The organism is Paenibacillus sp. GCM10012306, from assembly GCF_042649265.1.
In the GTDB taxonomy this organism is placed as follows: Bacteria; Bacillota; Bacilli; order Paenibacillales; family Paenibacillaceae; genus Paenibacillus_AQ.
This window is the reverse complement of record NZ_JBHRYW010000002.1, coordinates 71,144-94,733: the sequence shown is the minus strand read 5'-3', so window position 1 is coordinate 94,733 and position 23,590 is coordinate 71,144. Positions and strand designations below refer to the sequence as shown.

At 50.9% G+C, this 23,590-nt stretch carries 22 protein-coding genes and 1 pseudogene; all 23 read right to left on the bottom strand.

Annotation, left to right across the window (positions count from 1 at the left end):
- Positions 1-7: 7 nt before the first annotated feature.
- The 23 genes and pseudogenes from ACFORK_RS04185 to mgsA all read right to left on the bottom strand — a co-directional run bounded on the left by ACFORK_RS04185 (position 8) and on the right by mgsA (position 23,582).
- Complete coding sequence (locus ACFORK_RS04185) at positions 8-499, bottom strand: hypothetical protein (RefSeq protein WP_379195984.1); 492 nt, start codon at positions 497-499, stop codon at positions 8-10.
- Positions 496-1,080: an RNA polymerase sigma factor gene (locus tag ACFORK_RS04180; RefSeq protein WP_379195982.1), complete on the bottom strand. Its 585-nt coding sequence runs from the start codon at positions 1,078-1,080 to the stop codon at positions 496-498. The genes ACFORK_RS04185 and ACFORK_RS04180 overlap by 4 nt, the downstream gene beginning before the upstream one ends.
- A 161-nt stretch (positions 1,081-1,241) precedes the next feature.
- Positions 1,242-1,988, bottom strand: coding sequence for a DnaD domain-containing protein (locus tag ACFORK_RS04175; RefSeq protein WP_379195979.1), 747 nt, complete (start codon positions 1,986-1,988; stop codon positions 1,242-1,244).
- 102 nt (positions 1,989-2,090) lie between these two features.
- Positions 2,091-3,386: an asparagine--tRNA ligase gene (gene asnS, locus ACFORK_RS04170; RefSeq protein ID WP_379195977.1), complete on the bottom strand. Its 1,296-nt coding sequence runs from the start codon at positions 3,384-3,386 to the stop codon at positions 2,091-2,093.
- A 21-nt stretch (positions 3,387-3,407) separates the two neighbouring features.
- Positions 3,408-4,616, bottom strand: a complete 1,209-nt coding sequence (locus ACFORK_RS04165; RefSeq protein ID WP_379195975.1) for an acetate/propionate family kinase — start codon at positions 4,614-4,616, stop codon at positions 3,408-3,410.
- The gene (locus tag ACFORK_RS04160) at positions 4,613-5,485 is read right to left on the bottom strand and encodes a 3-hydroxyacyl-CoA dehydrogenase family protein (RefSeq protein ID WP_379195973.1); all 873 of its coding nucleotides are present in this window, start codon (positions 5,483-5,485) and stop codon (positions 4,613-4,615) included. Before ACFORK_RS04160 ends, ACFORK_RS04165 begins: the two co-directional genes overlap by 4 nt.
- A gap of 133 nt (positions 5,486-5,618) precedes the next feature.
- Complete coding sequence (locus tag ACFORK_RS04155; protein WP_379195971.1) at positions 5,619-7,121, bottom strand: AAA family ATPase; 1,503 nt, start codon at positions 7,119-7,121, stop codon at positions 5,619-5,621.
- The gene (locus ACFORK_RS04150; RefSeq protein WP_379195969.1) at positions 7,114-7,656 is read right to left on the bottom strand and encodes a hypothetical protein; all 543 of its coding nucleotides are present in this window, start codon (positions 7,654-7,656) and stop codon (positions 7,114-7,116) included. Before ACFORK_RS04150 ends, ACFORK_RS04155 begins: the two co-directional genes overlap by 8 nt.
- A gap of 1,388 nt (positions 7,657-9,044) precedes the next feature.
- Positions 9,045-9,563 carry a cell wall elongation regulator TseB-like domain-containing protein gene (locus tag ACFORK_RS04145; RefSeq protein ID WP_379195967.1) on the bottom strand — a complete coding sequence of 173 codons (519 nt, stop codon included), beginning with the start codon at positions 9,561-9,563 and terminating at the stop codon, positions 9,045-9,047.
- A 49-nt stretch (positions 9,564-9,612) separates the two neighbouring features.
- Positions 9,613-10,914 (bottom strand): amidohydrolase, encoded by a 1,302-nt coding sequence (locus ACFORK_RS04140; protein ID WP_379195965.1) that lies wholly within the window; start codon positions 10,912-10,914, stop codon positions 9,613-9,615.
- The gene (locus ACFORK_RS04135; RefSeq protein ID WP_379195963.1) at positions 10,901-11,554 is read right to left on the bottom strand and encodes a redox-sensing transcriptional repressor Rex; all 654 of its coding nucleotides are present in this window, start codon (positions 11,552-11,554) and stop codon (positions 10,901-10,903) included. The genes ACFORK_RS04140 and ACFORK_RS04135 overlap by 14 nt, the downstream gene beginning before the upstream one ends.
- A gap of 238 nt (positions 11,555-11,792) precedes the next feature.
- Positions 11,793-14,651 carry an ATP-dependent DNA helicase DinG gene (dinG, locus tag ACFORK_RS04130; RefSeq protein ID WP_379195961.1) on the bottom strand — a complete coding sequence of 953 codons (2,859 nt, stop codon included), beginning with the start codon at positions 14,649-14,651 and terminating at the stop codon, positions 11,793-11,795.
- A 117-nt stretch (positions 14,652-14,768) separates the two neighbouring features.
- A complete protein-coding gene (locus ACFORK_RS04125; protein WP_379195959.1) occupies positions 14,769-15,410 on the bottom strand; it encodes a tetratricopeptide repeat protein in 642 nt (213 codons plus the stop codon).
- A 117-nt stretch (positions 15,411-15,527) separates the two neighbouring features.
- Complete coding sequence (panD, locus tag ACFORK_RS04120) at positions 15,528-15,911, bottom strand: aspartate 1-decarboxylase (RefSeq protein ID WP_379195957.1); 384 nt, start codon at positions 15,909-15,911, stop codon at positions 15,528-15,530.
- Positions 15,904-16,794, bottom strand: coding sequence for a pantoate--beta-alanine ligase (panC, locus tag ACFORK_RS04115; protein ID WP_379195955.1), 891 nt, complete (start codon positions 16,792-16,794; stop codon positions 15,904-15,906). The genes panD and panC overlap by 8 nt, the downstream gene beginning before the upstream one ends.
- 1 nt (position 16,795) lies before the next feature.
- Positions 16,796-17,662, bottom strand: coding sequence for a 3-methyl-2-oxobutanoate hydroxymethyltransferase (panB, locus tag ACFORK_RS04110; protein WP_379195953.1), 867 nt, complete (start codon positions 17,660-17,662; stop codon positions 16,796-16,798).
- 312 nt (positions 17,663-17,974) lie between these two features.
- Positions 17,975-18,775: a biotin--[acetyl-CoA-carboxylase] ligase gene (locus ACFORK_RS04105; RefSeq protein WP_379195951.1), complete on the bottom strand. Its 801-nt coding sequence runs from the start codon at positions 18,773-18,775 to the stop codon at positions 17,975-17,977.
- Entirely contained in the window at positions 18,762-19,265 is a 504-nt protein-coding gene (locus ACFORK_RS04100) for an HD domain-containing protein (RefSeq protein ID WP_379197086.1), read from the bottom strand. The genes ACFORK_RS04105 and ACFORK_RS04100 overlap by 14 nt, the downstream gene beginning before the upstream one ends.
- A gap of 147 nt (positions 19,266-19,412) precedes the next feature.
- Positions 19,413-20,183: pseudogene (locus ACFORK_RS04095) on the bottom strand (CCA tRNA nucleotidyltransferase); the annotation flags it as partial.
- Positions 20,184-20,245: 62 nt separating this feature from the next.
- A complete protein-coding gene (gene bshA / locus ACFORK_RS04090; protein ID WP_379195949.1) occupies positions 20,246-21,418 on the bottom strand; it encodes an N-acetyl-alpha-D-glucosaminyl L-malate synthase BshA in 1,173 nt (390 codons plus the stop codon).
- A gap of 51 nt (positions 21,419-21,469) precedes the next feature.
- Positions 21,470-22,447: an alpha/beta hydrolase gene (locus tag ACFORK_RS04085; RefSeq protein WP_379195947.1), complete on the bottom strand. Its 978-nt coding sequence runs from the start codon at positions 22,445-22,447 to the stop codon at positions 21,470-21,472.
- A complete protein-coding gene (gene bshB1, locus ACFORK_RS04080) occupies positions 22,444-23,163 on the bottom strand; it encodes a bacillithiol biosynthesis deacetylase BshB1 (RefSeq protein WP_379195945.1) in 720 nt (239 codons plus the stop codon). Before bshB1 ends, ACFORK_RS04085 begins: the two co-directional genes overlap by 4 nt.
- Positions 23,160-23,582, bottom strand: a complete 423-nt coding sequence (mgsA, locus tag ACFORK_RS04075) for a methylglyoxal synthase (RefSeq protein ID WP_379195943.1) — start codon at positions 23,580-23,582, stop codon at positions 23,160-23,162. Before mgsA ends, bshB1 begins: the two co-directional genes overlap by 4 nt.
- Positions 23,583-23,590: the final 8 nt, after the last annotated feature.

The window sequence follows — 23,590 nt, the reverse complement described above, 5'->3', positions numbered from 1 at the left end:
TCTCCTCTCACTTGCGATTACCGTTCATCAAATAATCCAGCCAGCTACTGGTCGCCTGCTTTATTTGTTGGCTATAAGACGAATGCTTCCCCTCCGGAATGAACACTCCTAGCTCCCCCGAAAGCATCCGATCGAATACACCGGAGGACAGAAGGATCAGCGTTAGTGAAGCGGCAATTACATAATGGACAATCGCTTGCTCGTACCAGCGAGTTCGTCGCTGAGTTTCTGGGGATGGCCCGATGTCCTCGCTATGTTGTTTTGCTGGCTTCTGCACAGCGGGTAAGCTTCCCATCACATTCTCCGTAAAATGCTTAGGGCTTTCCAGCGAAGGAAGTTGTCCTTGCAGCTCATCCAGTGCTTCCAAGTAGCAAAGAAGCGCATCGTCATCCTCCAGTAGGCGCTGCTCCCAGACATCCCGCTCTTCCGGACTTCCTTCGCCTGCAATATACTGTCGTGCACGGGCAACATCCTGCTGTAATTCTCCGTCTTGTCTCATAGCCAATCGTCCTCCTTCCAATGTTTTCGAATCCACTGCCGGGCCCGGTAAAGCCGGGATTCCACCGTTTTCAATGTAATCCCCTCTTGGATTGCTATCTGTTCATAATTTTTCTGTTCAATATAGAAGGCGACGATCACATCACGATGCATCTTCGGCAGTGTCTGCACTTCATTCCACAGTCGATCTCTGCGTTCTCGCCGGACAACACCCGCCAGGATGTCCTCATCATCCGAGGAGATCTGACTAAGCGTTATCTCGCTGTCAACGTACTGCTCCCGCTGGCGATCCCGTTTACGTTTGGAGTCAATTGCCTTATGTAAGGCAATACGCGAGATCCAGGTTATTAATCCCTGAAAACGATAGTCGGGGAGAGATTTGTATATTTGGAGGAAGGCTTCCTGAGCCGCGTCTTCAGCGCCTCTGGTTTCGCGCAACACCGAGTAGGTGATCTTGTATACTTGCTCGGCATACCTGTCCACGAACTGCCGAAAGGCATCCTCATCTCCCTGACAAATTCTCCTGATTAATAGTTCATCCTCGATCGCTCTCCCCTCCTTCCACAGCAACCCCCACAGCAATAGACGTAGCTTCCTTCACTTGTCCCTGCGATATGCGTGAATTTTTTTAGAGAGGAAAATAGGGGATTTATAGCAATTATTAGTACCCTAAAATGTAGAAAAACCGTATTGGCCGGCGATAACCAGCGCAATACGGTTCAATCTCTCTCAATCGGAAGAATCTATCTTCCGCCGTTACGGAATTTCTGCGAATATGCCTTCACATCCTGGGCATTCTTGAGGCGGTTGCGTGACCACTCCAGCAGAATACGATCGATGTACCGGAAATGCAGCTTTCCGGCAAAGACCGCTTCCTTCAGCGCAAGCAGAATCAGTTCCTCCAGGTAATGGTCTTGATCGACCCAGCCGGAGATCGTCTCGCATTCCATCGGGGATAGCGGACGCCCAAACTCTTTCTCAAAGATGCTGAACAGGCTCTTGCTCTCTTCTTCCTCCCTGCCGGAAGTCTCAGCCGCATTCCAGCTTGTCCCCCAGTCAATGTCAGAAGCTGGTCCTGCCGATGTACGCAGCCCCTGAGGAGCCTGCTGCACCCCTTGTTGAGCTGCCTCTGCCAGATAAGCACCAAGCTTGCTATACAATCCAGTGAAATTATATCGTTCGTAATGGATGCCTTGCAGTTCATCATTGGCCTCATCAATGCTGATCCATCCGTCCTTCATCAGCTTCTGCATCTCTCCGGCAATGACGGGGATGCTTCGTCCCGTTACACCCTGCAGATCCTCCAGGGTCGGGAAATCCAGCCCTTCCACCTGCCGAAAAGCCAGCAGATGAATGAGCAGCATCGCCTCGCTTCCAGTCAGTCCCAGCTTCCGATAATGCTTCAGCAGTGGGTAGGGAATGACGGTCATCCCGCTTTCCAGCCCGAAGGCAGCGCCTGCCCCCCAGGCGTTCCATCCTTTGCCGTCCATGTGCGCCCCCCTTTTGTCTAAAAATAACTCCACGCACCTTATATGTCTACAAGAAACTGCGCCGCCTTGATTCAAGGACGGCGCAGCGTGATTGCGATGAAATTATGGATACAAACGGTAAAGCGTGCGCGGGAACGGGATCGTCTCACGTACGTGGTCAAGTCCGCAAATCCAGGCTACCGTGCGCTCCAGTCCCAGACCGAAGCCGGAATGTGGAACAGAACCGTAAGTGCGCAGATCCATGTACCATTTGTACGTTTCCAGCGACAGATTATGCTCCTTGAAGCGTTCTTCCAGCAGAGCTGGATCATCGATCCGCTGTGAACCACCGATAATCTCGCCGTATCCTTCAGGCGCGATCATGTCGGCACAGAGCACCACTTCCGGACGATTCGGATCTGGCTTCATGTAGAAAGCCTTGAACGAAGCTGGGTAATGGGTGATGAACACCGGCTTGTCATAAGCTTCAGCGATCGCTGTTTCATGCGGTGCGCCGAAGTCTTCGCCCCAAGCGATCTCATGTCCATTCTCGTTCAGGAACTTGATGGCATCATCATAAGTGATCCGTGGGAATGGTGCCTGAATGGCTTCCAGTTTGGAAATGTCGCGGCCTACTGCTTCCAGTTCGGTACGACAGTTCTTCACTACGGATTGCACAACATGAGACACGAACTGCTCCTGTACCTTCAAGCTTTCTTCATGATCGGTAAAGGCCATCTCTGGCTCGATCATCCAGAACTCGATCAGGTGGCGGCGGGTCTTGGACTTCTCCGCACGGAATGTCGGCCCGAAGGAGTAGACACGGCCCAAAGCCATCGCAGCTGCTTCCATGTAGAGCTGACCGCTCTGTGTCAGGTAAGCATCCTCGTCAAAATATTTGGTGTGGAACAGGTTGGTCGTGCCTTCTGCCGAGGTCGGCGTCAGAATCGGCGGATCGACCATTGTAAAGCCGTTGGTATCAAAGAACTCTTGAATCGCACGGATGATTTCTGCACGAATGACCAGGACCGCACGCTGCTTGGAAGAACGCAGCCAGAGGTGACGGTGATCCATCAGGAAATCTACACCATGCTCTTTTGGCGTAATCGGATAATTCTCGGTGATGTACAGCACCTCGATACCAGTAACTGTCATTTCGTATCCGGATTGACTACGCGGTTCTTCACGAATGATTCCAGTCACGTACAGGGAGCTTTCCTGCGTCAGGCTCTTGGCGGCATCCCATACCTCTTCAGGTACTTCGGATTTCACGACAACACCCTGGATATACCCTGTACCATCCCGCAGCTGCAGGAACTGGATTTTACCGCTGGAGCGCTTGTTGTTAACCCAACAGCCGATGACAACACTCTCTCCAACATGCTCATTCACTCTCTTGATTACACTCTTGTTAGCCATGCCTACACTCTCTCCTCTAATTTAGCCGTTAATTCCTTGCACAATACGGTGTGTATCGCGTGCGATGACAAGCTCTTCGTTTGTCGGCACCACGAGCACCTGTACCTTGGAATCAGCCGTCGAGATGCGGCGCGGGTCGCCGGAGCGGACTTTGTTGGCTTCAGCGTCCAATTCAATTCCAAGGAATGTCAGGTTATTCAGCACTCTTTCGCGAAGCAGCGAAGCATTCTCGCCGACACCGGCTGTGAACACAATCGCGTCTACACCGTTCATAGCAGCTGCGTAAGAACCGATGTATTTGCGCAGACGGTATTCGTACATTTCAAAAGCAAGCGTAGAGTTAGGCTCGCCTTTCTCCGCACCGTCAATAATATCGCGCATATCGCTGCTGACGCCCGAAATCGCAAGCAATCCGCTGTGCTTGTTAAGCATCGAATTCACTTCGCCTACGGACAACTCTTCCTTATTCATTACATATGGAACAACAGCAGGGTCAAGATCACCGCTGCGCGTACCCATCATCAGACCTTCCAGCGGAGTCATCCCCATGGAAGTATCAACAGACACACCGCCTTGAACAGCGGTTACGCTCGCACCGTTACCGATGTGGCATGTGATAATTTTGAGATCCTCAAGCGGACGATCCAGATATTCGGCAGCAGCCTTGCTCACGAAATCATGGGATGTACCGTGGGCACCATAACGGCGAACCTTGTATTTGTTGTACAACACTCTTGGAATAGCATACATATAGGCCTTCTCAGGCATCGTTTGATGGAACGCAGTATCGAAGACAACAACCTGTGGTACGCCCGGCATATTGGTCTCGGAAGCGGAGATCCCCATCATTGCAGCAGGGTTATGCAGTGGCGCCAGGTCGAACAACTGACGAATCTTCGCTTTGGCATCGGCATCCACCAGCGCGGAAGCTTTGAAGTATTCGCCCCCGTGCACCACGCGGTGCCCAACAGCATTGATTTCTTTAATGGACTCGATTACGCCGTGTTCCTTGTCAGTCAGGATGGCAAGAACTTTACGAATCGCTGTGTTATGTTCCAGGATTTCGCTGACTTCTGTTACTTCCTGCTTGCCAGTCGGCTTGTGATTCAGGATAGAGGAGTCCATCCCGATCCGCTCTACCAGACCTTTTGCCAGAACAGATTCATCTGTCATGTTGTACAGCTGGTATTTCAGAGAAGAACTACCGGAGTTAATTACTAGAATATTCATATACGGTCACCATCCTTGTCGTACTTGAAGAAGCCTTCGCCCGATTTCATACCCAGTTGTCCCGCACGCACCATCTTTTTCAGAATGGTCGATGGACGGTATTTCAGTTCCCCGTATTCGCGGAACATCCGCTCGAGCGCAGCCTGCACTGAATCCAGGCCGAACCGGTCAGCCATTTCCAGTGGTCCATATTGGAACTGGTAGCCGATTCGCATAGCATCATCAATATCCTGAGGAGAAGCGACACCTTCTTGCAATACATGCATAGCTTCGTTGATGAGCAAGCAAATGAGGCGTGAAGTTACAAATCCCGGGGATTCATAAATCATTACGCCCTTCTTCTCTACAACCTCGTCTACAAAAGCTTTTGTGTCTTCGAATGTTTTGTCCGAAGTTTTCAGACCACGTACAATTTCGACCAGATCTACTTTCGCTACAGGGTATATAAAATGCATGCCAATGACGCGTTCCGGATACATTGTTGAGCTGGCAAGTTCAGTCAAGCTGAGTGTGGAAGTATTACTCGCCAGGATAATGTGGCTCGGACACACTTGGTCAAGCTGATGAAATACTTTTTGTTTGGCTTCCAGATCTTCAATGATTGTCTCAATAACCATATCACAGGAACTGAGTTCTGCAAAATGTGTCACTTTTTGAATGCGGCCGAGAATTAATTTCTTCTCTGCCTGAGTGATGGCCCATTTCTCCAGTTGTTTGTCCAGACTGGTTTCGATCATTTCATAGGAATAATCCAGTCTTTCTTCATTTTTCTCCACCAGCATAACATCCAAGCCCTTGGCTGCGAGCATTTCTGCGATGCCTTGTCCCATCGTACCGCCGCCGATGACACCGATTTTCTTAAAATTCATAAAAAAGTCTCCATCCTTTCAGGTATCTATACCTTAGTATTGTACCTTGTCTGTCGTAAAAATTTATAAAGCCCGACATATAATGATATCTTAGCATGCCTGAAAAGTAAAAAAAAATAACCGGCATAAAGATTTATGCCGGTAAAAGGACGCTGTCACGAAATTGACAACGAAATTGCTCTCCAGAGAGGACTTCTTCTTTCATTAAAATGTCAAGAGAGTAATCAAACACATTTCGCTGATTCTCCAGCATTTCACGCGTCCGAAGCATAAGTTCGTCCAATATTTTGCTATTTTCCTTCATTAATTCTTCTGTGGTAACCATATCCAGATTGGCAATCCCCAGGGAGGTAAGTCCAGACTTCATCATCGTCTCGACAATATTCAACGCTTGATCGAAGTCTCCTCTCGAGCCTGTGCTGCGCCCGCCATAGAAAATTTCCTCGGAAGCGGCACCGCCCAGTGCAATCATGATCTGATCTTCCAGATAGTCTTTCGTATAGAGATACTGCTCCTGCTGCGGGTTATGACGCACGTAGCCAAGCGCTTGACCGCGCGGGGTTAGCGTAACCTGACTAACACTGCCCGGACGCAGCAGTTCGGCCATTATCGCATGTCCGAGCTCATGAATTGCTACGCGCTTCTTCTCTTCCAGATTGGTCTCGCGATCTGTCTTCTCGCCCATCATCACCTTATCGATGGCCATGGACAAATGACGATGCTCCACCTCTGTCAGATTCTCACGCATCATGTAGATGGCTGCTTCGTTCATCACGCTTTCGAGCTGGGCACCAGAGAATCCATAAGCTTCCTCAGCGATTTTATCGAGATTTACTTCAGCGCTCAGCGGCTTGTTCTTGGCATGAAGAGCCAGAATCGATCTGCGGCCCTTGATATCAGGCATATCCACCTGGATATGACGGTCGAAGCGGCCCGGACGTAGCAGCGCCGAATCCAGCATTTCCTTGCGGTTCGTAGCAGCTACCAGCAGAATGCGCGGAGTCTCATTGTTATAAATACCGTCCATTTCCGTGAGCAACTGATTCAGCGTCTGATCATACTCGCGTTGCTGCCCGCCTTCGCGTTTGCCGCCAATGACATCAATTTCATCAATGAAAATAATCGCGCTCTGCTTGTTCTCCTTCACAGCCCGAGCACGGGCGTCACGGAACAAGTCACGGATACGGCCTGCGCCTACCCCGACATACATCTCAACAAATTCACTGCCTGAGGCAGCAACGAATACTGAATTCGTATAGTGCGCAGCTGCTTTAGCCATCAGTGTCTTCCCCGTTCCTGGAGGACCAGTCAACAGGATACCCTTAAGTGGCCGAATCCCGAACTTACTGATCTCTTCATGACGAATCAGGAAATCCAGCGCTTCACGCAATTCCTGCTTGGCATTGTCCTGGCCACCAATCTCTTCAAAAGTCAGCTTGGACGGCCCGTCCTTCTTGCGCTTCTTCTCTGCTCCGGCACCGACGGCGATGCCGCCGCGCATATGTGCTATCAGCAGCAACGCGCCGATCATCCCAGCCGCAATGATGACCGGAAAAATATTAATGCCAACAAACACCATAAAAATCAACAAGACAGGAATAAATCCCACCAGCACTTCTTTAGTCCATTTAGGCATTGTTCCAGACCCCCATCTTGACCGGCTTGCGCGGCAGAATAATGAACTTGCTGTCTTTTCCGCTGCTTAGGCTTACATAGACATTGCTGTCATCAATTTCTGTCGTTGCAACTACACCCTTGTATTCCGAATGATTTTCTTTTAGTCCTTCAAGCGTTGTAGGAATCAATGTATATTTGCCGCTCTCCATGGCTTCCGCTACCGAGAACAGTGCTTTATTCCAATAATCATCCAGCATTGCATTAGAGTGCTGATCTACATCCAGCTTCAACGTACGTCCGTTAAGAGCCGATTTGCCTTCTGTCGATATATATTGAACCAGTTCACGCATTTTTGTGCCTGGCTGCAGATCGAGTTTCAAAGTCACCTGATCGCGATTAATAGAAACTTGAGACTTATTGACACCTTCATAGCCTGCCACAATCTTCTGGAGCGGTTCCTGAACCACAAATTCACGATAGAGAAACCATCCACCAAATAACAAGGCAGCCGTCAACAGTGACGTTAGCAGTACAGGTACAAGACGCAGTTTCAAGAAACGTCCTCCTCTCGATGATAACAACAAGTAATATGAAACGTCCCGGTATGCCATGATCCCTATGCTCTGGGATTCAATTCAGCATGCCCTCTTGAATACAAATAGTAGTATATCACAGGTGTATATACGAAAACGAAAAAAAGTGTGAATATATTTAAAATTTTTGATTCTATTTTTTACAAATTTCTCTAAAACTTTTGTTGGTTTTCGACAAAGTAAGCCACAGAACTTAGTTCTGCGGCTTTTTTCGATCAGATTTTCTACCTAATGATCGGTTATCTGCATTTCTGCGAATCAGTGACGCCATACTATCTGATATAAAAAATCAGCACATTTGATATATAATAATCAATACGATAATTATATATAGGACGAACAAAAGAAAGGAGCGAAACGTGGAGAGGAGCGAAATACGAAGAGGAACGAAACGAGGAACGAGATTCGAAAGACGTTAGGAGAAGCGAAGCGCGAGGAGAAGCTAAACATGAAGAGAAGCTAGACGCGAAGGGGTACCAGACGTGAAGTGGAAACAGACGTGAAGCAGAAACAGACGCGAACGGGAGCTAGACACGAAGGGGAGCTAGACGCGAAAAGGAACCAGACGCGAAGTGTAACAGAGGCGAAGAGCAACCAGACGCGAAAAGAAACCAGACGCGAAGGGGAACGAAAAGGGATACTTCAAAACTTTAGGAGCGAGACGCTCGCCGTGAAAGCTTTCCATAGGAAAGCTAGCACCCGGAGGAAGTACAGACCGTCACCAAATTTCAAGAGCAGAATCGGTTATTTTCCCCTTTACCAGTCGTCTTAACAGTGAGAAAGATGGCTCGTCTCCCTAATTAACAGCATTTTTGCACCTTATTTTCCTCGAATATAGCTAAATAAAGAAAATAAGGGCATTATTGTATCTTATTTTTCAAAAAAGTACCGCTAACCGGGCATTCTGGAAGATTTAAGGTACAAAATTGCACTTAATTCCCATTAACCCTTTGCTGCTGAGAATTTAAGGTACAAAAATGCCGCTAATTACACCTCGGGAATTTTTATTATTGACTCTCTTTTAACTTAGCTTTGTTTGTTTTGTTATTCAATTCGCTCTATGTAGATCAACCAATTTCCGTAAAAATCTCGCTAAACATTCTCGTTCTTAACACTTCTCACATTAATATATCAGTAACAGTAGCATCAACATCAACAGTAGCATCAGTCATCTGCACCAGCTTCAGCACCAGCTTCAACATCAGCATCAGCATCAGCATCAGCACCAGCTTCAACACAAACAAGCGAGCCGCAATCCGGTTCGCTTGTTTGTGTTTTCTTAAATCCCCTTAAACGCCATTGCTCTCTCACACGCTCGTTCCCATCATGAAGCTTGCGGAGGCTCAAACTCAGCGCTTGGGTAGGCTGAAGCGTCCTCCGATGGGATTGCCATCAGAAAAGCGGTAGAACTGATAATAATAACGGTCTGCCTGTTCATAAAAAAGCTGCCAGGTGTATTCCCCGTTATATACACCCGGGATCAGCCTTTGAATTTTAATATCCGGAAGCTGTGCGCTGATGATGGACCTGATTTTTGCCTCCGATGTGCCCTTGCTCAGTTCTTCGCTGAATACCACGTTGTCGCCTTCAGCAACCTTACCGTCCGTTGTAAAGCGGACCCACACCATCAGTTCGGTACCCGCCTCATTTTTCCCTGTTAGCACCCAATACAACGAGTTTTCGTCCCAGACCGATTTCTGGGCCTTCTCTACTTGAGTTAAGCCTGCTCGACTTAGGGCAACCTCCTTGGCTGCATCCCGTTCTTTCCATTGGTCCTTCATGATAAAAGCATAGAACTGGCTTAGGCCAAGCAGCAGGAGCAGAAACAGTGCCACTCCTAGCAGGATCCATTTTTTCCTCTTTTTCAAGTTACAGCTTCCTTTCTACATGTTCCACGGCGGTTCTGCCGATCCTTGCCTACCGATTCAACAGGCCTACAAAAGCTTCCTGCGCCTTACGACGAATAGCTTCTTCATCCAGCGTCAGGCATTCTCCGTTCTTTACAATCTGCTGTCCGTTCACCCAGACATGGAGCACGTCTTTGGCACTGGCTGAGTATACCGCATGTGAAATCAGGTCCGTATGCGGCAGCAAATGCGGCTGATCGATATCAATGGCAATGAAGTCTGCTTTCATGCCTGGGGCAAGCTTGCCCACGCTATTCAGGAAGAGTGATTTCGCACCGTACTCCGTTGCCATCCGCAGGGCCTCTGCAGCCGGAACAGCTGTTGGGTCTCCGCTGAAGCCCTTATGAATGAGCGCTGCCAAACGCATCTCTTCGAACAAATCCAGATTATTGTTGCTGGCTGCACTGTCCGTACCCAGTGATACAGTAACGCCTGCATTCAGCAGATCGATAACCCGGGCAATGCCGCTGGCCAGCTTCAGGTTGCTCCCAGGGTTGTGGGAGACGCCGACATGGTGACGGGCCAGAATACCGATCTCCTCGTCATTCAAATGCACGCCATGCGCGACCAGAGACGGTCGTGTGAACATTCCCAGCTGTTCCAAGTGTGCAACAGGGCGCAGTCCATAATCCTCAACATTCTGCTCCACTTCCCGCTTCGTCTCCGACATATGCGTATGCAGCGGTAGATCCAGGTCATGGGCAGCCTGCACGAACTTGACTATAAATTCCGGCGGACACGTATACGGGGAATGCGGCGACAGCATCGTTGTAATTCTGCCGTCTGCCTTGCCATTCCAATCACGGGCGAACTGGACAGCATCAGCCAGCTTCGCATCCTGTACCTCTGGCGGACATAAGCCGATAACCCCTCGTGTCAGCACCCCGCGCATGCCGGACTGCTGCGTGATCTCAGCCACCCGATCCATTTTGTCATACATGTCAAGAAAGGTCGTCGTGCCACCCTTCATCATTTCCAAGATAGCCAGCGAGCTTCCCCAGTAGATATCGTCCGGGGTAAACTTGCCCTCCATCGGCCACATTTTCTCCTGCAGCCAGACCTGAAGAGTTCGGTCATCGCCATAGCCGCGCAGCAGCGACATCGCCGCATGGCCATGGGTATTCACCAGACCAGGCATGAACAGCAAGCGGTTACCATCGATCACCTGCACCTCTTCTTCAAGACACGGCTCTTCTTCACCTATGTATGTGATGAGATCATCCTCTATGATCATATAGCCGTTCAACACAGAAAGAGGAGCCCCAGGCACAAGAAATCTCCCGTTACGGATCAGAATCTTACTGCTGCTCATGCCCAAGCTCTTCCTTTCCATCCTGCAAATAATAAGCAAGGCTTTGCAAATCCGTTGTAAAGTCCGCTGCATGGACTCGGATCTGGGATGGTGTTTTCAGAATCACAGGTGCAAAGTTCAAAATCGCTTCAATCCCGGATTCCACCAGAATATCTGCTACATTCTGCGCTTCGGTATCCGGTACGGTAATAATGCCGATACGGATGCCCTGCTCACGAATAGTGCTGCCCAGTTCCTTCATCGGCTGTACCGTGAGCGAGTTGATTTTCTGCCCTACCTTGGGCTCATACGAATCAAAAATGGCGGTTATTTTCATCGTGTCCTTCAAGTAAGCATTGTAGTTGGACAAAGCATGTCCAAGATTACCGGCGCCTACCAAAGCCACGTTAATTTGCTGATCCAGTTTCAGGATATGACGGATCTTCTCAATGAGATAAGACACATCATAACCGATGCCTTTACGGCCGAAGTCGCCAAAATAAGCCAGATCCTTGCGGATCTGGGCCGGGTTAAGATCTAGCTTCTGACCAAGTTCTTGAGAAGAAACTGTCGAGATTTCACGTTTTTGGAGATCGTTGAGGAACCGCAGGTATACTGGAAGTCTGCGTACCACCGCCTCCGAGATTTTATCCGATTTCATGTTTTCTCCTCCTAGATTAAGTTAAATTAAAATTCAAACAAAAGATGAGGCGCTATGAAGTTAGGGCTTTAGGGCGCAAGTCCATTCATCCCTTATACCATCCTTCTTGAACCAATGGAAAATAACCTGGTCTCCCCAACGAACAGCATTTTCTCGCCCTATATTTTCCGAATGATGGTAAATATAGATTAATCCGATTGTTGAAAAATAACGCATTATAGACTGAATGAAAGAGGCATTAAATGCCTCCTTCCTCCAGCCATTCTGCAATTCGGGGAACCATCTGCTCAGTCTTCATATGCTCCATCTTGGGACCAGGCAGCGAATACAGAAAATATTTACCGTAATAGGACTCAATAACCCTGGTATCATAAACAATAACGATTCCCCGGTCTTGTGCCGTCCGAACGAGACGACCGAAGCCCTGCTTGAAGCGGATGACCGCCTGCGGCACGGAGAGCTTCATGAACGGGTTCTTCTTCTGCGCTTGAAGCAGTTCAGCCTTGGCCTCCGCCAGCGGATGATTCGGCGGCTGAAACGGCAGCCTGACGATGGCCAGGCAAGTTAACGCATCGCCGGGAATGTCTACGCCTTCCCAGAAGCTGCTTGTACCAAGCAGCACTGCAGCGCTGCTGTCCTGAAATCGACGGATCAGCTTGCTGCGGCTTCCGCCCTCCACTCCCTGCCCCAGTACGCTGATATCCTGTGAAGCCAGAGCTTCCTTCAGGGGATCATAGACCTGGCGCAGCATGCGGTAAGAGGTGAACAGCACCAGCATTCGTCCGCGTGTGGTCACCGCTGCCTCCGCGAGAGATTGCACCAGCGTGTCCACAAAGCGTGCATCGCCTATGCTGCCCTTAACGCTCGGGAAGTCGCGCGGAATGACCAGCAGGGCCTGTTCACGGTACTTGAACGGCGAGGGCAGCAGAGAGGTCATCAGGCGTCCCTGCTCCGCTGCCTCACCGAGCCCCAGATTGTCAATCATGAATTGAAATGATTTATCGACCGACAAGGTGGCTGAGGTCAGCACAATGCTGTTCTTCTTATCGAAGAACAGCTCCTTGAGCTGGGCGCTGACATCGACAGGCACCGCATAGAGCTGCAGGGACTTGCTGCGATAATTGCTGCTGGCTTCCAGCCAGTACACAACATTCACGTCGTTCAGACTCATAAAGAAGCGAACCTGTTCACGAATGGCACTCAGATCCTTGAAGAGACCGCCGAGATCGGTTACCAGACTGTCCGAGCTGGACTGACCGTCCTGTTCGCGCATCTCGCTCAGCATCTTCTCTCCTTTGCGGATGACATCACTGAGGCTCAGGTGCATTGTATTCTCCAGCGCCGCCAGCTCTTCCCAGTCCTTCGGCTTGCTTCCCGGCAAGAGACGAAGCACCAGCTGTCCTGCCTCCCCTGCGGCCGCATCACTGCGCTCCGGCAGAAGAGTGTACAGCTTCTCACTCAGGACGTCCCATGTCTCCTTCACCGTAAGCAAGTCCGGATATAGCCTGTCAATGATGCTGCTCCATTCCGAAGCCTGCTCGCTACCCGCAGTTTGCAGGATTTGACGCAGAGCTGGCAGCTGTCCATTACGGCTGTCCTTGTAGAGCCTACCAAGAGTATGTGACACCGTAAAATGCTTCATGTGCATCCCGAGATGCTTTCCGGCTACATCCTCCAGATGGTGGGCCTCATCGATGACCAGATGCTCATAGGCTGGCAGCAGTTGATGTCCAGCTTTGACATCCGCGAACAGCTTGGAATGGTTCGTAATGACTACGTCCGCTATGCCGGCTTCATGCTTAGCCCGGTGGTAATAACACTTACGGAACCAAGGGCAGGATCGGCCCAGGCAAGAATCGGTATCGCTCGCTACCGTCTCCCAGAAATCTCCGCCGCGTCCACCGAGGTTCAATTCCTCGTCATCCCCGGATTCGCTCTGCGCCAGCCACACAATCATCTGTGCGGCAATGATGGCATCTTCCCTCGGATTGGCAAAGTCCCTTTTATTTATTTTATGTTCAAACTTGCGCAGACACAAATAATGCCCTCTTCCTTTGAAGATAGCAGCCTTGAACGGAAATGGAACAACTTCGGTCAGCAGCGGAATATCGCGCTCCCGTAATTGGTCTTGCAAATTAATGGTATGAGTGCTGACCATGACCTTCTGACTGCTACGAACGCTCTGATAAATTGCCGGGAGCAGATAACCCAGCGACTTACCGGTTCCCGTCCCTGCTTCAATCAGCAGGTGCTTGTCCTCAGAAAGTGCGGTTATAACCTCGTTAAACATAATATCCTGGGCTTCCCGGCTCTCATAATGGGGCAATCTGTCCTTGAGCCGTTGTCTTACTTCATCCATATAATCGGAAAAAGATAATGAATGCAGCGGATTAACCCCATGCTCGTCTCGCGGAGGCTCAAGCTCTGTCCAGTCGCCTACCTTAAGGGCAAGCTGTCGATAAAAAGTTAAATCACTTTCCGGCTGAAAAGTCTCCATCTCCCGCTCCCGCAGCAGCCCATCGAAAAACCAACCGAGATCGCTGTCTTCAGCGGCGAACAACTCACTTAGCCGTTGTATCGTTAGCAGCGGCAGGCTGTACAGCTCCTCCAGACATTGAAGCAGTACTAGTGCAGTAGCCAAGGCATCGCTATCGGCCTGATGCGGCCGTTCATGCGTAATGCCGAAATGGTTGCTGACGGCCCCCAGCTGATAAGTCGTCAGCGAAGGAAAGCAAATTTTCAGAAAATCGATCGTATCCAGAATCCGGCCTTGAAATGGCAAATATCCGCATCGATCCAAAGCATTTTGTAAAAAATGGAAGTCGAAGGCGACATTATGCCCTACCAGGACCACATCGTCCAGTAAAGGCACAAGCTCCATCATCATCTCATCCAGCTCAGGCGCATCCGCCACGTCACTGTCGGTTATACCTGTCAAGCCCGTAATAAAAGGAGGAATCGGCGCTCCGGGCTTGACAAAGGAACCATATACCCGGGAAATGGACCGGTCTTCTTCTATAATGGCAAGACCCACCTGGATGATTTCACCCACTGATTGGGTTCCCGTTGTTTCAAAATCAAGCACGGCAAATTTCATTGTAAGTTCTATTCCCTTTCACTTGAGACTCTTAATCAGCATAACAGAAGTTGCGAAAAAAGGCGATGCACCCCGCTGTCAACAGCGGAGGCATCGCTTCTGTGGCAAGACTGATCGTTATAAAAGCGAAACAAGCTGGCTGCCATACTGGAGTTGTCCCCCACGCTTACGACACACTTCCAGATTCACAGTCGGTTCCGGCAAAGCCGGATCATGCTGGAGAGACAGTCCGAACAATTCCTGCGCTTCTGGGAAACGCTCCTGAGTCGCCCGGATACAGCCCATGGCATTATAGATCATGGCCTTGAGCTTGCGTTCCCGCACGAGATTCAGCATATGATTCAGATGAACCCATGCGGCTTCGCCTTCGCCCTCCTGCAGATAGGCCATGGCGAGATACAGCCGAGCAGCGAGACTGTCCGGGTACTCCTGAACAACGTGCTTAAACTGTTCAATGCACTGCCTATACATCAGCAGCTTGTAATAGCCCTGACCTCTGGCAAAGGACTCCATAGACAGCTCTGGAGCTTCCTGCGCGGTCGCAGGCTCCAGGGGTTCATCCGGTAGTTCCATGTTGTCACGGAAATGGCTGAGCTTCTCCGCAAAGACCAGCCATTCATCCATAACATGGTCGCTGATTCTGTGCAGCAGATTGTACTTGCATAAAAGCTCTTCCCGGCGGGCACCCTGCGCTTTAGGGTAGTCTGTGACGACCTCCTGTAGCATCTGGTTCATTTCAGCAAATAAATGTTGAAACATGACTTCATCCCACCCTTACTGAAAATGGTATCAGTTCAGTTCAGCTTGCCTGACTTCATTTTTCGCAAGGTAAGGGCCTTTCATGCCTGCCATTGATTACATGCCCGTAAGAATCGGTTAGACGATGGTCGCGTGGATCTCATGATCGGCGAGTTTGACCGGCTTGTTCAGTTCATCTACAAAAACTACGGTCGGTTTATGGTTCTTAAGCTCCTCTTGAGATAACATCGCATAGGAAATAATAATTACCGTATCGCCAGGGTGCACCAGTCTGGCTGCCGCACCATTGAGACAAATCACTCCACTACCGCGCGGACCGGGAATGACATAAGTCTCCAGACGGGACCCGTTGTTGTTGTCCACGATCTGCACTTTTTCATTCTCCAGCAAGTCTGCGGCTTCCATCAAATCCTCATCAATGGTAATGCTGCCCACGTAATTCAAATTGGCTTCTGTCACCGTTGCGCGGTGAATTTTGGATTTCATCATATGTCTAAACAAGTGCAGCTACCTCCTTCGGAGTAAACACAATATTGTCGATCAGGCGGGTTTTGCCGAACTTAACGGCCAGTGCCATAATGATCTCACCATCAGCCTGTGCCAAAATGAAATCGCCAGCCAGTGGCTCAAGGTCTGGAAAGGTTAGAATTTCCGCGTAATCTATTACGGCTAGTGGTGAAGAAGAGATGATCGATGTCAGTAATTGCCGGATTTCCTCGGCGGTCTTGACTGATCCCTCTTCTACGGCTTCACGAGCCGTACGCAGGGAACGTGACAACACAAGTGCCTGAAGTCGTTCTTCCTCCGACAAATACACATTGCGGGAACTGAGCGCCAAACCATCGGCTTCGCGAACGATAGGACAGGCCACAATTTCCACATTCATATTCAGGTCAGATACCATTTGGCGGAGCACAGCGACTTGCTGGGCATCCTTTAGACCGAAAAAGGCATAGTCGGGCTGTACCATATTAAAAAGCTTGGAAACCACGGTAGTCACTCCGTCAAAGTGCCCCGGGCGCGAAGCCCCGCACAGTACATTCGTCAACGAAGAGACGGACACCCCAGTCCGAATAGGTCGTGGATACATCTCCTCCACAGAAGGGATAAATACGATATCGGCACCTTCCCGCTCCGCAAGCTCCAGATCCCGGGCTTCGTCACGGGGATAGGAAGCAAAATCCTCATTCGGGCCAAACTGTAGTGGATTGACAAAAATGCTCATGACCACTGTACCAGACATTTCCACCGCCCGGCGCAGCAGGCTGGCATGTCCGTCATGCAAGTAACCCATGGTTGGGACAAAGCCAATCGGCGTATGACCGCCGCCCCGCATATATTCCAGCGCTTCGCGCAATTGTTCTACTGTTCTGACCACTCTCATCTTATTTCGCTCCTTTTGACGCGGTGCCGTACAGTGATTCTAGAACCGTCTCATCCGCTTTGAAAACATGGCTCTCATCAGGGAAGGCGCGCTGCTTGACTTCCTGTACATATTGAGTGATCCCGTCGCGGATTTGTGTTCCGATATCGGCATAGGTTTTGACAAAACGTTTCTCCCGATAAGGGGAGGCATAGCGCAGTACATCATGGTATACCAAAACCTGTCCGTCCGTATAACGTCCAGCTCCGATTCCGATGGTTGGAATGCTGAGTGCCCGCGAAATGGCCTCTGCCACTTCCTCTGTCACAAGTTCCAGCACTACCGCGAAAGCACCCGCAGCCTCTAGTGCCTTGGCCTCCGCCATCAACCGCTGTGCGTCCGCCGGGTCCTTACCCTGAATCCGGTAACCGCCAATGGTATTGACAGACTGCGGAGTCAAGCCGATATGTCCAAGGACAGGCACACCTGCAGCTACAATTTGCTTAACAGTCTCGCAGATCTCGATGCCGCCCTCCACTTTGACTGCATGGGCACGTCCCTCTTGCATCAGTCTGCGGACACCGCGGAGAGTCTCATCAATACTGCCGTGATATGTCATGAAGGGCATATCTGCCACGATGAACGTATTGTGCGCTCCCCGGACCACGGAACGTGTGTGGTATACCATATCATCCAAAGTGACCGGAAGGGTCGTATCATAACCCAACACCACATTGCCTAGCGAATCGCCTACAAGGATAATGTCGATGTCGGCCTCTTCGGCCAGAGTGGCTGAAGGATAATCATATGCAGTTATCATAGTAAGCGGAATACCGTCCGCCTTCATTTTTTTCATTTTCACAATGTTCAGTGCCTGTTTGTCTGCCATTGCTCCTCATTCCCCTTTTCCTGAGTAGATAACGCGTAAATGCGCAAATAAAAAACCCTTTAGCATTAGTCCGCTAAAAAGGTCCGAAGGGCAAAAAAGAGTCACTCGCGATCGTCCCTTCTGTCTCGGTCCTTACGGCTCAGAGCAGAATCCAACGTAACCGTTCATTACAGTTATGAAGCTGAATCCAAGAAAAACATGATGTATTTCGGAGTGCAGTTCGCCTAAGTTCCGATACCGCCTCTGTCCATAGTATATCAAATGATTGCCGCAAATACACGAAGAAAATGTGACAAGTCATGGTACAAACTCTCAGATTAACTCGATTTCGCCAGAGGATACGCTATGGATTTGCCCTGACCGATCCATCAGCAGTAAGCCACCATTATCGTCCAACCCTGTCGCAAGACCTTCCATTCGCCCTTGCGGGGTATTTCGGGCTACTTGACGACCCAGCGTCACGGACATTGCTTCCCATAACCGGGCAACGGGAGAAAAGCCGTGTTCCAGATAAAAGGCGTATAGACTATCCAGTTCGGTCAATACAGCTCCCGCAAGTACAGAACGGTCAACTGCAGCGCCTCCCCGTTCAATCAGCAGCGAAGTGCCCACTCCGTTCAGAAAATCCGGGTAATCCTCTTCCGTAAGATTAACGGAAATGCCAATACCGGCAATGCAGTAGGCCAACTCATTCTCATAGCAGCAAGACTCCAGCAGAATCCCGCATACTTTGCGATCTCCGGCGAGTAGATCATTTGGCCATTTGATCCCGACATCCACTCCGGATATGCGCCGGATGGCCCGGCAGACCGCTACACCCGCCATCAGCGTAAGCTGGGGGGTAGACAACAGCGGAAGGTTCGGCCGAAGCACCACGCTCATCCAGATGCCCTTGCCGAGCGGGGAATGCCATTTCTTGCCCTGTCGTCCTCGGCCACCCGTCTGTTCCTCTGCAAAGACGGTGGTGCCTTCGGGAGCGCCATTCTCGGCGAGCTTCTTGGCTTCCTCCTGGGTTGACTCTACAGTCGTTAGCATATGTACCTGTCCGCCCCAACGGGAAGCCGAAGCTTCCTGTTGTAATTCGGACAGCGATAACCATTCAATCTCGCTCATGTCCTACCATCCTTTTTGCTTCCAATAACAAATCTTCTGGGTGATTGCGCAGGTCACCGGATGCTACTGCATGAAGAAGGTCTTGCAGCAGCGTCCCTACCCATGGCCCTGGCCGTTGCTCCAAGGCCGCGGCCAGATCGTTGCCGGTCACTGTGAGACCGGCAAGTGCCTGCACCGGCATCTGCGCCATCCACTGGCGCGCGATTGCCGGGAAGTTCTCCAGCTGCTGATGCACAGATTGCCCCGGAGTGCTGACAATCGACTGGTGTGCGGTTGCTGGGGAGTTCTCCAGCCGTTGCTGAGCGGCTGGAGTGATCTCTTGGCCTTCCCCACTACGGGGAAGGCTAGGGGCGGTGGCAGCATCCGCAGGCGCTGCCACAAGCGGGGCGGCGTGCGCTGCGCCGCCACCCGGCGCGCTCCCCGCAGCAGCAGGGAGCGCCTCCAGCAGCGCCAGCCAGCCCTCGGCGGCGGCGCTGCCATGGGCCAGCACGGCGGCGATCCAGCGCCGCCGCAGGGCCTCCTCAGCGCCCGGGGCTCCCGCGGGCGCTGCCGCAAGGGCAGCGGTCCAAGCTTCGCGGACCCGCAGCACCCCGGCGACGGCGGTACGCGTCGCCCCCGGGAACGTCCATGCCCGCAGCAGCGTGTCGGCCTCTTTGGCCGATACGCCCAGGGCATGCAGGAGCAGCGCCCACCGCAGATGGGCGCCCTCCAGTACCCCGATCCCGGCCGTCAAGGCGGCAGCAGCCGCCAGCTCGGCATCGGTCCAGGGGAACGGGGCCTTGCCGCGCGGCAATAGCCCGCTGCGTGCCAGCATGCCCAGGCCGCGCAGGGGATGCGGCCCCTCTACGATGCGCTCCAGCTCTGCGCGGAGCCGCTCCACAGCAATATGCGTCAGCTTATCCCGCTGGCGCAGCAGCCCGCGCCATGTATTCTTGGCGACGGAGAAATCCAGCACGGACGCGAAACGCACACAGCGCAGCATCCGCAGCGCATCCTCTGCGAAGCGCTCCTCCGCGTCCCCTACACATCTTACGGTCCGGCGTCCGACATCCTCTGCACCGCCAAAAGGATCCGTCAATGCGCCATCTGCTCCGCAGCAGATAGCATTCATCGTAAAGTCACGGCGCCGCAAGTCTTCCTTTACATCCCGGACAAAAACGACCTGTTCCGGGCGGCGATGATCGGCATAGCCGCTTTCCGTCCGGTAGGTCGTCACCTCATAAGCATAGCCGCCTTCAAGAACAGTTACAGTTCCATGCTGAAGCCCTGTAGGGACTGTCCGCGGAAATAGCGCCACCACTTCCTGCGGGAGTGCCGAGGTGGTGATATCCATATCATGGACCGGACGGCCCATCAGCTCATCACGGACACAGCCTCCGACCCAAAATGCTTCATGGCCATTCTCCATCAGCTTGTCTATCACATTTCCCGCAGCTTCCGCCATGTCGGCAGGCGCCATCTTCCATTCCATTAGAAGCTCCTAATTCCCGAACCACAACCCAGTTCCGGCACCTTGCGGTCTAGCACCCGGTAATAAATGGATTCATATTGATCCGTGATCGTATTATTGCAGAAATCTTCGCACGCGCGGTGCAGACAGGCTTCCCTGAATTCCTCAATCATGACTTCATTGGACAACAGCTTGATAGCATATTCTGCCATAGTCTTCGTATCGCCAATCGGGGCTAAAAAGCCTGTTTTGCCATGCTGAATCAATTCCGGTATGCCTCCAGCCTCGGAACCAATGGTCGGAACGCCACAAGCCATCGCCTCTAGCGCGACAAGACCAAAGCTCTCCTTCTCGGAAGGGAGCAGCAATAGATCCGCCAAAGAGATGACTTGGGCAATCTCATCCTGTTTTCCGAGGAAACGCACCTTGTCGTCAAGCCCCATCTCGCTGATTTTAGCCTGAATCTTCGGCAGATCCGGCCCTTCGCCGACCAGCAGGAGCTTGGCAGGAATTTTCTGGCTAACCCGAGCGAAAACATCCACTACATCTCCGACACGTTTGACTGGACGGAAGTTAGAGATGTGCATGAGAATTTTCTCATCAGGTTTGGCAAAATCCCCGCGCAAATCCGTTACATCTCGCGGATAGTAGACACGCTTGTCTACAAAGTTGTAAGTAAGATCAATATCACGTGTGATATCAAGAACCCGGCGTGTTTCTTTGATCAAGTCCTGCGACACAGCTGTGACTGCATCACTTTCGTTAATGCCGAGCCTGATCAAATCCTTCAGCGACTCATCCTGACCTAGCACCGTAATGTCCGTACCATGCAGTGTCGTTACGACCTTCATATCATTATTCAGCATCTGCTTGGCGAGAAATGCACAGACAGCATGTGGAACTGCGTAATGGACATGCAGAATATCCAGATTTTGCATTTTGGCAACCTGAGCCATCTTATTGGCGAGCGCCAGATCATAAGGCGGATAACGGAACACATAATAATCGTTTACCTCTACCTCATGGTAAAATATATTCTTCTGAAACGTTCCGAGCCGGAACGGGATACTGTGAGTGATAAAGTGGACCTCATGGCCTTTTTCAGCCAGCAGCTTGCCCAGTTCAGTTGCCACTACGCCCGAGCCGCCCAGAGACGGATAACAAGTAATACCTATCTTTAACAACCGATCCATCTTGCCGTCCCCTTCTTGTCTAATGTTTGGTAACTTCTTTATATATAATTGTTACTCGTTCTCTAACGCTTGCAAGAAAGCAAGCACCGCTTCTTTCATTTGCTCCATACCTGGAGATTCGAGCGGGAAATGTCCGGCTCCCTCCAACATCACACATCTTTTACTAACTCCAAGCTTATTAAAAAAAGGTTCGCTAAGTGAAACGGGGGTCATTCGATCCTCCTGTGGATGAACCAAGAGGACCGGACAGACCTCAAAATGCTCAGGCTTGACTGACAGCTTCATATCCAGAAAGGTTCGCAGCAGGCGTAATGGGATCTTGGTGCCTGCCGCCCCTGAATCATTCATAATCAGTTGGTTTAACTCGTTATTATTAGAAATGAAATGCATGCGCGAAACATGGTTCACAGATATTTTCAAGGAATCCAATACCATTGGAAATGCATCCATCATAGATTTGCCGAACCGGCTGATCAACTTATTGGGAGCCAATTGATCACGAACCTCACTCCGGCTAGTGTCGACAAATGTAGTTGCCATCAAACCTTTAACATTCTTGTTGTGTTCAGCCGCATGATAGGCAAGCATACCACCAATGCTGCTGCCGAGAAGAACAACCGGTCGTCCATCCCGCTTCAGCTCCCGGTCAATCAAATCCGAAATCAGCTGGATCCAGAGCTGGTAGTCAATGGATTGAAAAGAATACGCACGGCTTAGTCCGTAAGGCGGCAGGTCTGGTGACACAACTTCGTAGCCGCTGTTCTGCAGCATTTTGGCATAAGGCGCAAGCATCCTGCCATTACCGCCTGCCCCATGAACTGAAATGATCTTCAGTTTGGAGCTTGTCACCGGCATACGATCTATATGAATACTTCCCTTGTCCCATTCCCACCATTCCTCCGACGGGAGATCCCCTGCTCTAAGCTGAATCTCTTCAGGAAAGAACTTCTGGTATTGCCGCCAATATAAATCACTTTCATTATAAGATGGCGGCAATTCCCCTTGAAGTTCCCTGTCGCGCCTCGTCACGATGACTGCGGCGAACCATTCCCGGCCGTGAACATTTCCACCGTATAAGGGACTTTTGTCGCAAACCCTTCCGCATAAGGAATGAGTCTGCGCTGCCCAAGCAGCATGTCTCTCGACCGGACACGTTCGATATAACCTTCCGTCAGGGGAGTGGATACGGCATCCTCTCCTTCTGGCTTGGTGAACTGGGAGCGGTAGCAGGATAACGCCTGCTCCTTCACTCCGTATTGTTCTGTTACATCAACGATCAAATCCGTCCGGCCCAGATCATTGATGAAATAAAAATACAGCTGCGGCGCAGCGACTGCCGGCTTGTCCGGCATATATTTGCGTAGCTTGGCGTTGAAAACCGCTTCTTCTACAAGCTTGGAGCAGGCAATATGATCGGGATGGCGGTCTTCCCAGTACGGCGCGAACACAATATCAGGAGCGTACTTGCGAATCTCAGCGGTTACCGCTGCCAGATGTTCTTCTGTAATATGAAGACCTCTGTCGGGCAGCCCCAGATTGCTCCGGACGGTAACACCAAGCACATCGGCCGCTTGCTGCGCTTCGATCTTGCGAAGCTCAACTGTACCGTTGGAGGACATTTCCGCTGCAGTCAGATCGCACAGCCCTACCTTCAGGCCAGCTGCTGTATGCTTGGCAATCGTTCCCCCCATACCGATTTCAGCATCGTCTGCATGAGCACCGAATACGAGTATATCCAGTTTCATTCGTCTACACCCGGTTTATATTTATGTACCAGCTCACGCCAGGCAAAATCCCCCCGGTCAATCGCTTTGACCAGAATTTCTGCGGTAGCGATATTCGTAGCCACTGGTATGCCGTATACATCACAAAGACGGAGCAGCGCCGTAATATCCGGTTCATGCGGCTGCGCCATCAGTGGGTCGCGCAAGAAAATAATGAGATCCAGTTCATCCTGGGCCACCATGGCCCCTATTTGCTGGTCTCCTCCGAGAGGGCCACTCATGTAGCGGTGAATGACTAGCTCTGTGACATCCATAATCCGCTGTCCGGTAGTTCCCGTAGAAAACAATTCATGCCCTTTAAAAACATGCTCATACGCCGTCACAAAGTTAACCATCTCATCCTTTTTGCGATCATGCGCAATAAATGCGATTCTCATCATGGTGTACT

Bases quoted from the DNA above. Each gene is read 5' to 3' on its own strand.
- ACFORK_RS04185 (WP_379195984.1), bottom strand. From the start codon at position 499: ATGAGACAAGACGGAGAATTACAGCAGGATGTTGCCCGTGCACGACAG.
- ACFORK_RS04175 (WP_379195979.1), bottom strand. From the start codon at position 1,988: ATGGACGGCAAAGGATGGAACGCCTGGGGGGCAGGCGCTGCCTTCGGG.
- asnS (WP_379195977.1), bottom strand. From the start codon at position 3,386: ATGGCTAACAAGAGTGTAATCAAGAGAGTGAATGAGCATGTTGGAGAG.
- ACFORK_RS04165 (WP_379195975.1), bottom strand. From the start codon at position 4,616: ATGAATATTCTAGTAATTAACTCCGGTAGTTCTTCTCTGAAATACCAG.
- ACFORK_RS04160 (WP_379195973.1), bottom strand. From the start codon at position 5,485: ATGAATTTTAAGAAAATCGGTGTCATCGGCGGCGGTACGATGGGACAA.
- ACFORK_RS04155 (WP_379195971.1), bottom strand. From the start codon at position 7,121: ATGCCTAAATGGACTAAAGAAGTGCTGGTGGGATTTATTCCTGTCTTG.
- ACFORK_RS04140 (WP_379195965.1), bottom strand. From the start codon at position 10,914: ATGAGCAGCAGTAAGATTCTGATCCGTAACGGGAGATTTCTTGTGCCT.
- ACFORK_RS04135 (WP_379195963.1), bottom strand. From the start codon at position 11,554: ATGAAATCGGATAAAATCTCGGAGGCGGTGGTACGCAGACTTCCAGTA.
- dinG (WP_379195961.1), bottom strand. From the start codon at position 14,651: ATGAAATTTGCCGTGCTTGATTTTGAAACAACGGGAACCCAATCAGTG.
- ACFORK_RS04125 (WP_379195959.1), bottom strand. From the start codon at position 15,410: ATGTTTCAACATTTATTTGCTGAAATGAACCAGATGCTACAGGAGGTC.
- panC (WP_379195955.1), bottom strand. From the start codon at position 16,794: ATGAGAGTGGTCAGAACAGTAGAACAATTGCGCGAAGCGCTGGAATAT.
- panB (WP_379195953.1), bottom strand. From the start codon at position 17,662: ATGGCAGACAAACAGGCACTGAACATTGTGAAAATGAAAAAAATGAAG.
- ACFORK_RS04105 (WP_379195951.1), bottom strand. From the start codon at position 18,775: ATGAGCGAGATTGAATGGTTATCGCTGTCCGAATTACAACAGGAAGCT.
- bshA (WP_379195949.1), bottom strand. From the start codon at position 21,418: ATGGATCGGTTGTTAAAGATAGGTATTACTTGTTATCCGTCTCTGGGC.
- bshB1 (WP_379195945.1), bottom strand. From the start codon at position 23,163: ATGAAACTGGATATACTCGTATTCGGTGCTCATGCAGACGATGCTGAA.
- mgsA (WP_379195943.1), bottom strand. From the start codon at position 23,582: ATGATGAGAATCGCATTTATTGCGCATGATCGCAAAAAGGATGAGATG.